Source organism: Exiguobacterium sp. s122, from assembly GCF_018618475.1.
GTDB lineage: Bacteria > Bacillota > Bacilli > Exiguobacteriales > Exiguobacteriaceae > Exiguobacterium > Exiguobacterium himgiriensis.
The window spans coordinates 1,428,641-1,441,184 of the sequence record NZ_JACSMD010000001.1 but is presented as its reverse complement, the minus strand read 5'-3'; the positions used below and the strand labels follow the sequence as shown (position 1 = coordinate 1,441,184).

Here is a 12,544-nt window from a genome sequence, read left to right as displayed (position 1 = left end):
GAATTTTGACGACCTTTGTGATGAAAGTCAACTAGAGAAATGTAATGCTCTCAAAACATTGACCTAAAACAAAAACACCCGAACGCGTCGATTGGATTCCGACGGTTTCGGGCATGTTTTAAGAATGGGCGGTGACGTTCCATGTCGTCAATGCTTCGCGAGTCGCCTCGAGTGCATCCACGTTACCGAGTGTGAATCGAATCCCAGTCGCTTGACGCGAGACGTGAATCCCATGTGAAGCGAGATGTTGCCACAACGCTTCAGGCTCGTTAACCGTCACATAGAGGAAGTTCGCCTCAGACGGATAGACGTCACCCACTTCTGACAGCAATTCAAGCCACTGCTCGCGCAGGCGGTGATGCCACGTGATGGCCTCTTGCACGTATGACGCATCCGCTAAAAACAGATTCGCAATTTTAGCGCTAAAGCCACTTACGTTAAATGGCGGCACGAACTGGCGGAAGTAACTCGCCGAGTCGCTGTTTGTCACCATGAAACCGAGACGGATGTTGGCGAGACCGAACGCCTTTGATAACGTCCGGAGCACGATCACGTTCGGAAAAGCATCGAGATGTGAAACCATACTCGCGTCCGGCGTGAAATCGATATAGGCCTCATCGACGACAAGGTAGGGCACTCGTCCAGCGAGGTCGCTCAACTCAGCGACTGACCATTGTTTTCCGGTCGGATTGTTCGGGTTTGACAGCATTAGTAGCTTTGGTTCATGTTCCGTCACCGATGCGACGAGACCGTCGAACGACAAATCATTCGTTTGAAGGTGACGTCCGTGCGCAATCGTTGTAAAAATCGGATAGAGGGCGAAATCCGGATTTGGAGACAAGACGACGTCTTCAGGTGACAAGAGCGCCTGCGTGACGACATGAATCATTTCGTCACTGCCGCATCCGACGAGGAGCTGATTCGGTTCGACCCCAGCGTAGGCGGCGTAACGCGTGAACAGCTCATCGATTGGCTGTACCGGATACTCGTGCAAGTCATCAAACGAAATGGCTGACAGTTGCTGCTTGATGCGGTCCGGGACCGGGAATTGGCTTTCGTTTTGATTCAAGCGAAAACCGGTTGGATAGGTAATTGGATAGATTGGCAGTGAGACAGGTCTCATTCCGTTGGCTCCATTGAGAACCATTTCTTCGTCAATTCATCGATTTCACCTGACTCCATCATCTTCTTCAATTCGTCATTAAACTGGTCACGCAAGTCATCCTCTAACTTGAAGGCGGCCGCTGAACCTTTCTCGCCATCTTCTTTCAATGCGAACGTGTAAAATCCTTGATCCTGGTCCAAGTATTTTTGAGCGACCGTGTCTTCGATGACCATCGCATCGATTCGACCTGTGTTCAGTTCTTGTACGATTTCTGGAATCTTGTTCAATGAGACGAGTTCTGCGTCAGGTGCTTGTTCTTTGGCGATATTTTCTTGAATCGAAGCCGTTTGGACGCCAATCTTTTTGCCGGCGAGCGCTTCGATCGATTGTAACGATTCGTCTTTTGACATAATCAAGTTTGTCGCAGAAAGATAAATGTCTGAGAAGGCGGCGTTTTGTTTCCGCTCTTCGGTCGGCGTCATGCCTGCCATGACAAAGTCGACACGACCGGCGTTAAGTGCACCGAGTAGACTCCCGAAGTCCATGTCCTCGATTTTCAATTCATACCCGAGACGTTCCGAGATTGTTTCAGCAATCTCGATATCAAATCCGACGATGGCGTCCCCGTTGGCCGTGTCAACGAATTCATATGGGAAGTAATCGGCGCTCGTCCCCATGACGAGTGTCTTTTTCTCTTCTCCGGTCGTCTCTTGACTACAAGCTCCTAGTACGATGACACTCATAACGAGTGCTCCTGTTAAAAACCATTTCTTCATATAATAATTCCTCCTTCAAGATATGAGACTAAGTGTATATGTATAATTATTAATTGTAAAGTATAAAAATACAAAAAAGATTAAAAAAAATGCATCCGGTCTGAAGGCTCAAGATGCATCAGGTGGTCCATCAATCGCTTGAAGATAGGCGGTGACGTCAGAAATATACGTCACAAGCGGGCGGTTCGTGTCGATTGTAAGCGTATGCATATGCACTGGTTTTTTACTGCCTGCGACAGTCCGATGAAAATCTTCTGGTGACACGCTTTTGATTTGACTAAGTTTCCGGTCTCGCTCCCGTAGCCGGCGATTGATTTCATCGATGTCATCGACGACACACTCGACGTATCGATACGTGGCTCCGCTATTTGACGCAATCGTTAAACCGCGCTCAATCATCACGTCATATAGACATGGGCTATCCAAAATAACGTTTCGGCCTAAAGACAAATGGAACTCGACGAGCGCCCAATCGATATCATAAGCAAGTTTTCCGGCCAGTACACCATCTAGTGAATGTTGCGAAGTCGATTCGAGCAGTGCCGTCTTCGTGACATCGTGATCGACGATGACCACATCCAGTCGTCTGGCGATTTCGCGAGACAGCGTCGATTTGCCTGACCCGGGAAAGCCGGACATTTGAAGAAAAAACATAGGGTATCCTCACGTTTCGTTTAATTTTCCGAGGCTGAATCCGGCGAACAACCGCCCGCCGAATGGAGAGAGCGTCTTATCGACGTAACGGATGAGCGCGTCGGTTTCATTCATTTGATAATACTCTTCAAGGACAGCGACGAGTTCTTGGGCTGCTAGTGGATCGTAGCGCTCGAGAGCACGGTATGACCATTTGGAGGATCCCGTCCATTGTCGATTCGTACGTAAGATGAACTCGCAGACTAACGTGGCGAGCGTACCCGCGATGAATAAGCCTTCTGCCCGAGTTTTGTAACCAATCAAGTCATCAAGCGTATCGGTCAGAAAATATCGCTTCATCTCAATCGTCTCGTCCGACCAAGCTTCCGGTCCGTTGTCGAGCAAAGTTCTCGCTTCACGTTTGATGTCTTCGACAATGTTCGTATCCTTCAAGACGATGCCTTCGGTGACCATCCTCGGTAACGATGGAATGGCACGTCGGCAATCTTGTTCAAAGAACGGGCGATACGATGTCAAGTTATGGGCGAACAGCTCGATAGCCCATCCGGACTCAATGAACGATTCCCGATAAGACGAGACGAGGGTGTCGTCGAAGATGATGATGTCTAAATCCGACGTCGCGGTCGCTTCACCACGGACGACGCTCCCGGCGAGCAGTGCGGCCCGACAATGGGGGAAATGTGTGGAGATAAAGTGAATCGCTGCTTCGAGTGGTTTAATTTTTAAAGGCATCATGCATTCCTTTCATGTAACTGTACTTGAATACGAGGAACCAACAAATGGACATCGGGGGACAAAACGCGGTTCCAATAAACGTTCACCTCCTCGTCGGAGAAGCCGGAGAAGAGACCGAGGACGGTTTCTTCAATCTGAAGAACCATATGCTCCTTGGTATGAAGCCAAACGTCTTGTTCACGACGACTCGTATTAACAAGTCACTCAATGGAGTGACGGAGCCGTCCGTCTGATTGATGCGCTGAATTTGATCCTTGTCCTTTCCATATCTCCCGTCAGCATTGGCACATCATCAGGACGTTTCCATCCGGGTCTTTGAAATGAAACCAATGGTCGTGTTCAATCGGCGTTAAAACGTCAATTTGTCGTTGCACCATATGCGCGTATGCTTGGTGGATATCCGGCGTATTTAAATGGAAAAGTGGCGTCTGAATGATGTTCGCTTCGGACCAAATCTTACTATCGAGTACGAGATTTGGTCCGTTTAACGGAATAACATAGAGGTGACCGAACAGGATGTCTCCATCTGCCGCTAAATCAAACAGCTGACAGTACCAATCCCGGGACGTCGCAACGTCTCGGACGGGAATAAAGACGGTCCCGATTTCTGCAAGAATTGGATTCATGTATTCGCCTCCAGTTGATTCGCTACGAAAAGGCGGACCTCCGCCCGTGAACGAAAGATTATAACTTTAATCCACGACTCGCGTTCAATCCATGCTGACTGTATGCCCAGTTGTTCTTGCCGTGTGGCGGGTGTCCAATTCGGTTTCCAGAACAAGGCATCCAGATGGTGGACGTCGATGCCAAGACGGGCGCCTAACTCGCGGGCGAGCGTCGATTTGCCCGAGCCACCCGAGCCGATGAGAATGATTCTTTGCATTAGAAATTACCTCTCACATGTGAATATCATGATTCTTCTGATTCTAGGATCCGCCATTTCTCAATGACACCGTCCTCTTCGTATAAGACCCGCACTTCCATTTGATTCAATACGAGCCGTTGCTCCGTTGCGAATAGGATGATGGGATAACCGGTCGACAGCGGCTCGTCCGCCTCGAAAACGGGGCTGTGCGCCTGCATGGCATAATAACCGTCCGAACGTGTATTGGCTGCCCCCGCATCGACTTGAATGACCGTCTCGAACCCTTGCAGTCTAAGAACGTAGCTATACGTCGTACGGGCCCCTCGTTCGAGTCGCCATTCTTCAATCATCGCTTCACGCCCATCGTTTGTCTTTTCTAGTAACACTTTTTGTGATGTGTACTCACGTTCATACGGAATCATCTCCTGAACGTTGACTGCGGTCATCGTGGCGACTTTTTGTGATTCTTCTGATGCGGGTGTGATCAGTATGCCGATAAAGATCAAGATTGGAATCAATAAGTAAATGATGACCCGACTTCGCATATGCCTTCACCTGTCCTTTATCGATTTTTTTCGCCATCGATCGAAAGAACCCTGCCTCTTGTCTGAAAAACATCGAACGACACGTCGAATCATCACGATTGAACGTCTGCCATGTATGATGGACATAGGAGGGGATGGACATGCGTATCGGAGTCATTGGAGGCGGGATTGCCGGTTTGACTGCTGCCGCGCTCGCACAACGGAGCGGTCATGAGGTGATAGTATATGAAGCGTCACGAGAATGGGGGGGCTGCGCCGGAAAGTTTGAGCGTGGCGAGTATTTGTTTCCAGCCGGGGCGACACTCGGCATGGGGTTTGAGCAGGGAGGGCTTCATGACCGGGTGCTGCGCCATTTAGAGGAGACGGTCCCTGTTCGACCGTTACAAGAAGTCATGGCGGTTCACTTGTTCGACCGGACCGTCGTCTATGATCAGGACCGCGACCGATTTCTACGTGAACTCGAAACGAAGTTCCCAATCGAAGCAAATCAAATCCGCGCGTTCATGAAAGAGATGTGGCGTGACTTTGAGACGCTCCGGCCATTATTTGAACGATTGCTGGCCTTGCCGTTTCGCACTTTACAAGATGTCCTCGTCGCGGTGGAAGGATTTCGACCAAATATGGTCGCGATCGCGCCGAAGCTCTATCGTCCGTTGCAAAAGACGCTTGCTCGTCATCATCTGAACGGTACAGTGTTCGAACAGTTTATTGATGGAATCTTGCTCGACAGTCTGCAAACAGGGGCAAAAGACGCGAGCCATCTGCTCGCTTCGGTCGCCTTGTCGATTTACCACGAAGGCGCATTTTACGTCGAGGGCGGCCTGTATCAACTCGCCCACGCGCTCGAACGCGCTCTTCGTCGCGATGGGGGAAAGGCGTTACTCGGTCGTCACATCACATCTGTCAAACGAGTAAGTGACGGGTGGATGTTGACGGATCGACGCGGCCGCCTCGATATCGTCGATACAGTCGTATCAGCGATCCCGCTCGAGGCGACAAGTCAATTACTGGACGGTCACGATGCCGAAACGTTCACACGCCAATATCGGCGTCATTTGCGTCGTTCACAGTGGGGGACGTTTAGTCTATATGTTACGCTCCCAGAACACGTTTGTTTAGACCGTCCATTGTTCCAACAAGTGTATACAAAACATCTACCGAGCGGCCATGCGTTTCTTTCGATGTCAGCAGGCGACGACATGTTGCGTACCGAAAAGCCCGAGCGGACGGTGACGGTGTCGACCCACGTCGACCTTTCGGAATGGATTGATTGGAAACAGCGCGTCGTCTATGAGAAACTGGAGCATGAATGGACCGAGCGTTTGATTGAGGCTGTGCGCATAGGATTCCCGGATTGGACGGGCCAAGCGAATATCGTGCTCCCGGGAGGACCTGGTGCTTGGGTGAAATATACGAAACGACCGAACGGTGCCGTCGGCGGTTATGCGCAGACGCCGGGCCAAGCGTTGTTTCATGCCGCAAGCTATCGGACAGACCTTCCGCATTTGTTTGTCTGCGGGGATACGGTGTTTCCGGGTGCAGGGACGATCGGCGCAATGACGAGCGGGCTACATGTGGCCCGGGCGCTCGGCGTGACGTTATAAGGAGTCGATGAACAATGATGAAAAAACGATTTGATGAACTGACGACGCGTGAACTGTATGCGCTACTGGCTCTACGGACGGAAGTGTTCGTCGTCGAGCAGGGATGTGCGTATCAAGAAGTCGACGGGAAAGACCTCGATGCTATCCATTACTGGGTGGAGGAGGAAGGCGAAGTTGTCGCCGCCTTACGAGTTTTGATTCACGCTACACCTGTGGCGATCGGTCGGGTCGTGACGAGCCCGAGGTATCGTGGCAACGGGCATTCGCGTCAATTGATGCAGGCTGCGGTCGAAGATTACGGGAATGAAGACCTTTACTTACAAGCGCAGACATACGTCGAATCGTTTTACGCGCGCTTTGGGTTTGAACGGACGAGTGATGAATACGGTGAGGACGGGATTCCTCATGTCGATATGGTACGAAAAAGCCAAGCGTGATCCGAATCCATGATGTACCTTTCCGAATTCGTTCATGGTAGAATGATGGAGAACACTCGCGCACGATTCGTGCGATCACATTATAGACAGCAAAGGGGTTTACGAACGTGACTGACCAACAAGTGATTGAAAAAGCAAAAGAATTGGCTGAGCTTTTAGCGAAGACGCCAGAAGTGGCGCGTTTCAAAGAAGCAGAGACGAAAGTGAACGAAAGCGAACGCGTGCAAACGCTCATTAAACGCATCAAGTTCTTGCAAAAAGAAGCAGTCAACTGTCAGCATTACGGAAAGACAGAAGCCCTCGCGAAAGTCGAACAAAAGATTGACAAGGCGATGGACGAGCTCGACGCGATCCCGGTCGTTCAAGCGTTTCAAGAGACGCAAGTTGAGGTGAACGATTTGCTTCAATACGTGACGGTGACGCTCGCGAACTCAGTGACCGATCGTATCATCGAATCGACAGACGGCGACGTGCTCGCTGGTAAAACAGGTAGTGGCATGGCGGCCGAGAAATCACGCGGCGGTTGCGGATACTAACAAACAGCTGGCCTCTGGTCAGCTGTTCTAATTTCTAGAGGTGAAACGAATGGAAACGATACATCAAACCCCGATGATGAAACAATACTTCTCAATCAAGGCGGACCATCCAGACGCCTTTTTGTTCTATCGGCTTGGCGATTTTTATGAGCTGTTCTTTGAAGACGCACAAATCGTAGCGAAAGAGCTCGAATTGACGCTCACGTCGAAGAACGGGAAGAACGCGGAACATCCTATTCCAATGTGTGGGGTTCCTCATCACTCGGCCGCTATCTACATTGAGCAATTGATTGAGAAAGGGTTTAACGTCGCAATCTGCGAACAGATGGAAGATCCAAAAGCGACGAAAGGACTCGTCAAACGAGAAGTCATCCAAGTCATTACACCTGGGACGTATATGGCCGCCCTCGGGGACAAGGAGAACCGTTATCTCGTCGCGGTCACGAACCATCCGCTCGGCTACGGTGTGGCGCGCGGCGATGTGACGACAGGGGAATCCTGGCTCACGACTCTCCCGACACGTGAAGCCGTACGTCGTGAGATGGAAGGGCTACTCCCAAACGAAGTGCTCGTCTCGGACGAGCGCTTGAAAGAGATGTTGGCCCCGCTCGGCATCCCACTCTCGGTTCAAACCGATCGGATTGAAAGTGACTTGGCGCTGGGCGCAAAAGACGAGGCGCAACGAGATGCGTTCTCTTTGCTGTACGCGTATTTAACGCGGACACAAAAACGGTCCCTCGACCACCTGCAACCTGCCGTTGCCTACGAAATTGAGCAACATATGCAGCTCGACGCCAACACGGCTCGAAACTTAGAGTTGTTCCGCTCGGCACGTTCAGGGGAACGAAAAGGGTCGCTCTTGGCCCTATTAGATGAGACGACGACCGCGATGGGCGGGCGCTTGTTAAAGCGCTGGCTCGAACAACCGCTCTATAAGGAAGGGGCGATTGAAGCCCGCCTCGATGCTGTCGAGAACCTGCTCGACGATTTTATGTTACGTGACCAATTGCGAGACCAATTGAAGCATGTGTATGATATCGAGCGTCTCGTCGCGAAAGTCGGCTACGGGACGGCGAACGCCCGCGACCTCGTCCAATTGCGCGATACACTATCACGCATCCCGGACGTGCGTACGCTGTTACAATCAGTTACGGCAGCAAGGCTACGTCAAATCGATGCGGAACTCGATTCGTTTGAGGAATTAGCGGAATTGCTTCACCGGGCGCTCGTCGACGCACCGCCGATCTCGACAAAAGAGGGCGGTATGATTCGGGAAGGGTATTCGAGCGAGCTCGACGATCTGCTCGAAGCGAAGGCGAACGGAAAAACGTGGATTGCCAATCTTGAACAACAAGAGCGTCTCGCGACCGGAATCAAGTCGCTCAAAATCGGTTATAACCGTGTGTTCGGCTATTATCTGGAAGTGACGAAAGCGAACGCGAAGCTGCTTGAAGAAGGACGATATGAACGAAAGCAGACGCTGACGAACGCCGAGCGTTACGTCACACCGGAATTAAAAGAAAAAGAGGCGCTCATTCTCGGGGCCGAAGAGAAGAGTTGCACGCTCGAGTATGACTTGTTCGTAACACTTCGAGACGAGGTCAAACGGGAAACGAAGCCGTTACAGCGGTTGGCTCGTTCGCTTAGTGAACTCGACGTCTTGCTCAGTCTCGCCATCGTCGCCGAAAAACGCGATTACGTTCGTCCGACGACGTCGAAACATGTCCAAATCGACAGGGGCCGTCATCCGGTCATCGAGACGGTGCTCGGACGCGGCGAGTATGTCGCGAACGACTTGACGCTTGACGACACGCGGCGCATGCTCCTCATCACAGGACCGAACATGTCCGGTAAGTCGACGTATATGCGTCAATTCGCACTCATTGCCATCATGCATCAACTCGGCTCGTTCGTCCCAGCCGAAGCGGCCGAACTTCCACTCTTTGATCGCATCTTCACACGAATCGGAGCCGCCGATGATTTAGTCAGTGGGCAGTCGACGTTCATGGTCGAGATGACCGAGACGCGGCAAGCCGTCACGGAAGCAACGGAACATAGCCTCATCTTGCTCGATGAGATTGGGCGCGGGACGTCGACGTATGACGGGATGGCACTCGCCCAGGCGATCGTGGAATATATCGCGTCCACGATCGGCGCCAAAACACTCTTCTCGACCCACTATCATGAATTGACCGTCTTAGATGAAACGATAGCGACGCTCGAGAACGTCCACGTCCGAGCAGTCGAGCGCGACGGTCGTGTCGTCTTCTTACACGAGGTCCACCCAGGGAAGGCGGATAAGTCATATGGGATTCACGTCGCCGAGTTAGCGGAATTGCCTGCTGAACTGATCGACCGGGCTCGAACGATTTTAGAACATCTCGAAGCCGACGTAGCGCCGCGTGAATCCATTGAAGCGCGACCGTCAAATGAAACGGACGTAGCCCAACTCTCTTTGTTCGAGTCGACAGACTCGTTAAAAGACGAACTGCTCGCCCTCGACTTGCTCGCGATGAACCCGATCGAGGCGATGCAGGCGCTGTATGCGCTCCAACAAGCTGCGAAGAAAGGGTGAGACGATGGGAATCATTCAAGAACTTCCTGAACAGTTAGCGAACCGGATTGCGGCAGGTGAGGTCGTCGAACGACCTGCCTCGGTCGTCAAAGAACTCGTAGAGAACGCGATTGACGCCGGTGCGACGAAAATTGAGGTCGAACTCGTCGAGGCAGGGATTCAGCTGATCAAAGTCCGAGATAACGGGCATGGGTTTTATGAAGATGATGCCCCGCGCGCCTTTCTTCGTCATGCGACGAGTAAGATTCGTGACGAGCACGACTTATTCCGCATCCGCACGCTCGGATTCCGAGGCGAGGCGCTCGCGTCCATTGCCTCGGTCAGCCACGTCACGCTCAAGTCACGCCGCGCCGAAGAGGTCGGCTTTGAAATGTCACTCGTTGGAGGGACCTTGACCGAGACGAAGCCCGCTGCGACGAACGTCGGTACAGAAATCACGGTCAGCCAGCTGTTTTACAATACGCCGGCACGGTTGAAGTATTTAAAGACATCGGCGACCGAGCTTGCGAGCATCACCGATACGTTGAACCGCATCGCCTTGTCTCATCCAGAAGTTCGCCTAACGGCCTATCATGAAGACAAGGAATTATTGCGCACGAACGGAAACGGTGATATTAAACAAGTAATGCTTGCCATTTATGGGCGTCAAGTCGCTACTCAAATCGTGACGGCGTCGAGTAAGACGCACGACTATAGCTTGAGCGCGTATCTCGTCCGTCCGGAAGTGACCCGCTCGAATAAACAATACGTGACGCTCATCCTGAACGGCCGCAGCATCAAAAACTTTGCCCTCACCCAGAGCGTCCTTGAGGGGTATCACACGTTGCTCCCAATCGGTCGATACCCAATCGCTGTGCTTGAAGTGAACATGGATCCGATGTTGATTGATGTCAACGTCCATCCGACGAAGCGTGAAGTGCGACTCTCGAAAGAAAAAGAGTTATGCCAATTGATTCGAGACACGGTCCAACTGACGCTTCGCGAGCAACGCCTCATCCCGTCGGTTCAACCGAAACCGAAAGTCGAACGCGTCCAGACGGAGCAAGCACGGCTCGACTTTACCGTCGAGCGCTCGCCTGAAGTGAAAGAAGAGCCGGCATGGAACTATCCGATTCCACGCGAACCGATTACCTCACCGAGTCAGTGGGCGCCGACGCCTTTAAACAAGGAAGTCCGGCCGAAGCTTGAACCTGAACTTGAGCCGGAGGCCGACCCAGTGAAACAAAAGTCGGAGCGGCTCCCACAGCTCGATGTCATCGGGCAACTCCATGCGAGCTATATCGTCTGTGGCGGCGAGGACGGCATGTACGTCATCGACCAACACGCCGCTCAAGAACGAATCAAATATGAACTGTTTTATGAGCAACTCGGGAACCCAGAAAAAGAATATCAACTCCTGTTATTACCGCTCACACTCGAATTCACTCAACAAGAGGCGCTCGCCATCGAAGAAGTGCTGCCGCTTTTAGACGAGGCCGGGATTCAACTTGAGCCATTCGGGGGGAACACGTTTCTCGTCCGCGAGATTCCGACGTGGTATCCGCAACACGACCTTGAAGGGACAGTTCGCGATTTGGTCGAGATGGCGATTCGTGAGCGATCCATCGATCTTGCCAAATACCGGGAAGAAGCGTCCATCTTGATGGCGTGCAAACGTTCGATTAAAGCGAACCATCCGCTGAACCTCGAGATGATGCGCCAACTCATTCAGGACTTGTCAGAGACGGCGTCGCCTTACACGTGTCCGCATGGTCGTCCGATTCTCGTCAAATGGAGCACGTACGAACTTGAGAAGCTGTTCAAACGTGTCATGTGACATGGCTGTAATCTTTTTTTAACGGACTGTAACGTTTATCTCCAGCAACGGGTGGGAACATTATACACATGTCACTCAACGCATCGAGGTTGAGAGGTGGCTCTTTCACTGCCTCACCCTCAAGATGTAGACATGATCCATTAACCAGTAGGGGGAAAAGATTATGGCAGACAAGCTTAATGTAACGAAACGAGAATTACGACCACGTTCGGTCCGTGCGAATTTGCGCAAGGAAGGGAAAGTGCTCGGTGTTGTTTACGGCTATAAAGTCGAAAGTACACCTGTTGCGTTTGAAGAGATGGCACTTCGTAAAATCCTTCGTGAGCATGGCGATAACGCCTTGATCGAACTCAACATCGACGGTAAGAAAGTAAACACGCTCGTTCACGGGACAGAAGTTGACCCGTTCACGAACGAGTACAAACACGTCGAGTTCATGGCTGTGAAGATGGACGAGGCGACTGAAGTCGAAGCGGACGTTACGCTCGTCGGTGACGCGAAAGGTGTTAAAGAAGGTGGCTTCTTGGCACAAACACTCTATAAAGTCACGGTATCGGCTACACCAGCGAACATTCCAGAACGCATCGAACTCGATGTCTCAGATCTTGGCATTGGTGATTCGGTGACGGTAGCGGACATTCCAGAAAACAAAGACTACGAAGTCGTGTCAGATGGCGAACTTCAAATCGCATCGGTCAATGAGCCGGTCTCACTTGAAGAACTCGAAGCCGACACAGACACTACGCCAGAAGGTGAAACGGAAGCGACTGAAGAAGAATCAGCTGACGAAGCCTCTGATGCATCTGAAGAGCAATCTGAAGACAAAGAATAAGCATGATCAAACGACCCTTTGCAGAGGGTCGTTTTTTTTTCGTCACAAATCTGACAAATGTAAA

The 12,544-nt window shown here is 51.5% G+C and carries 13 protein-coding genes and 1 pseudogene; 7 read left to right on the top strand and 7 right to left on the bottom strand.

All coding sequences use genetic code 11. From position 1 onward, the window contains the following. Positions 1-118: 118 nt before the first annotated feature. From KNP92_RS07430 to KNP92_RS07415, 4 genes are all read right to left on the bottom strand, one after another. Positions 119-1,123 (bottom strand): pyridoxal phosphate-dependent aminotransferase, encoded by a 1,005-nt coding sequence (locus tag KNP92_RS07430; protein WP_214839076.1) that lies wholly within the window; start codon positions 1,121-1,123, stop codon positions 119-121. Then, positions 1,120-1,881, bottom strand: coding sequence for a transporter substrate-binding domain-containing protein (locus KNP92_RS07425; RefSeq protein ID WP_214839074.1), 762 nt, complete (start codon positions 1,879-1,881; stop codon positions 1,120-1,122). Before KNP92_RS07425 ends, KNP92_RS07430 begins: the two co-directional genes overlap by 4 nt. 108 nt (positions 1,882-1,989) lie before the next feature. Then, on the bottom strand, positions 1,990-2,535 hold the full coding sequence (locus tag KNP92_RS07420; RefSeq protein WP_214839068.1) for a P-loop nucleotide/nucleoside kinase family protein: 546 nt from the start codon (positions 2,533-2,535) through the stop codon (positions 1,990-1,992). Between the two features lie 9 nt (positions 2,536-2,544). Further along, positions 2,545-3,267, bottom strand: coding sequence for a nucleotidyltransferase domain-containing protein (locus KNP92_RS07415; RefSeq protein WP_353047938.1), 723 nt, complete (start codon positions 3,265-3,267; stop codon positions 2,545-2,547). A 47-nt stretch (positions 3,268-3,314) separates the two neighbouring features. Here KNP92_RS07415 and KNP92_RS07410 point away from each other — a divergent pair, with 47 nt between their 5' ends. Further along, positions 3,315-3,503 (top strand): hypothetical protein, encoded by a 189-nt coding sequence (locus KNP92_RS07410; RefSeq protein ID WP_214839064.1) that lies wholly within the window; start codon positions 3,315-3,317, stop codon positions 3,501-3,503. A 42-nt stretch (positions 3,504-3,545) separates the two neighbouring features. Here the strand turns inward: KNP92_RS07410 and KNP92_RS07405 are convergent, their stop codons facing one another. The 3 genes and pseudogenes from KNP92_RS07405 to KNP92_RS07395 form a co-directional block, all read right to left on the bottom strand. Further along, positions 3,546-3,896 (bottom strand): VOC family protein, encoded by a 351-nt coding sequence (locus KNP92_RS07405; protein ID WP_214839062.1) that lies wholly within the window; start codon positions 3,894-3,896, stop codon positions 3,546-3,548. 130 nt (positions 3,897-4,026) lie between these two features. After that, positions 4,027-4,153, bottom strand: a pseudogene (locus KNP92_RS07400) (topology modulation protein); the annotation flags it as partial. Positions 4,154-4,179: 26 nt separating this feature from the next. After that, a complete protein-coding gene (locus KNP92_RS07395; RefSeq protein ID WP_214839057.1) occupies positions 4,180-4,680 on the bottom strand; it encodes a hypothetical protein in 501 nt (166 codons plus the stop codon). Positions 4,681-4,820: 140 nt separating this feature from the next. Between KNP92_RS07395 and KNP92_RS07390 the strand changes: the two genes are divergently transcribed. From KNP92_RS07390 to KNP92_RS07365, 6 genes are all read left to right on the top strand, one after another. After that, positions 4,821-6,284: a phytoene desaturase family protein gene (locus tag KNP92_RS07390; RefSeq protein ID WP_214839054.1), complete on the top strand. Its 1,464-nt coding sequence runs from the start codon at positions 4,821-4,823 to the stop codon at positions 6,282-6,284. Between the two features lie 14 nt (positions 6,285-6,298). Next, entirely contained in the window at positions 6,299-6,721 is a 423-nt protein-coding gene (locus tag KNP92_RS07385; RefSeq protein WP_214839052.1) for a GNAT family N-acetyltransferase, read from the top strand. 107 nt (positions 6,722-6,828) lie between these two features. Then, on the top strand, positions 6,829-7,257 hold the full coding sequence (locus KNP92_RS07380) for a YlbF/YmcA family competence regulator (protein WP_034815278.1): 429 nt from the start codon (positions 6,829-6,831) through the stop codon (positions 7,255-7,257). 49 nt (positions 7,258-7,306) lie between these two features. Next, positions 7,307-9,832, top strand: a complete 2,526-nt coding sequence (gene mutS, locus KNP92_RS07375) for a DNA mismatch repair protein MutS (RefSeq protein ID WP_214839050.1) — start codon at positions 7,307-7,309, stop codon at positions 9,830-9,832. Positions 9,833-9,836: 4 nt separating this feature from the next. Further along, the gene (gene mutL / locus KNP92_RS07370) at positions 9,837-11,648 is read left to right on the top strand and encodes a DNA mismatch repair endonuclease MutL (protein WP_214839047.1); all 1,812 of its coding nucleotides are present in this window, start codon (positions 9,837-9,839) and stop codon (positions 11,646-11,648) included. 163 nt (positions 11,649-11,811) lie between these two features. Next, a complete protein-coding gene (locus tag KNP92_RS07365) occupies positions 11,812-12,480 on the top strand; it encodes a 50S ribosomal protein L25/general stress protein Ctc (protein ID WP_214839045.1) in 669 nt (222 codons plus the stop codon). Positions 12,481-12,544 lie beyond the last annotated feature (64 nt).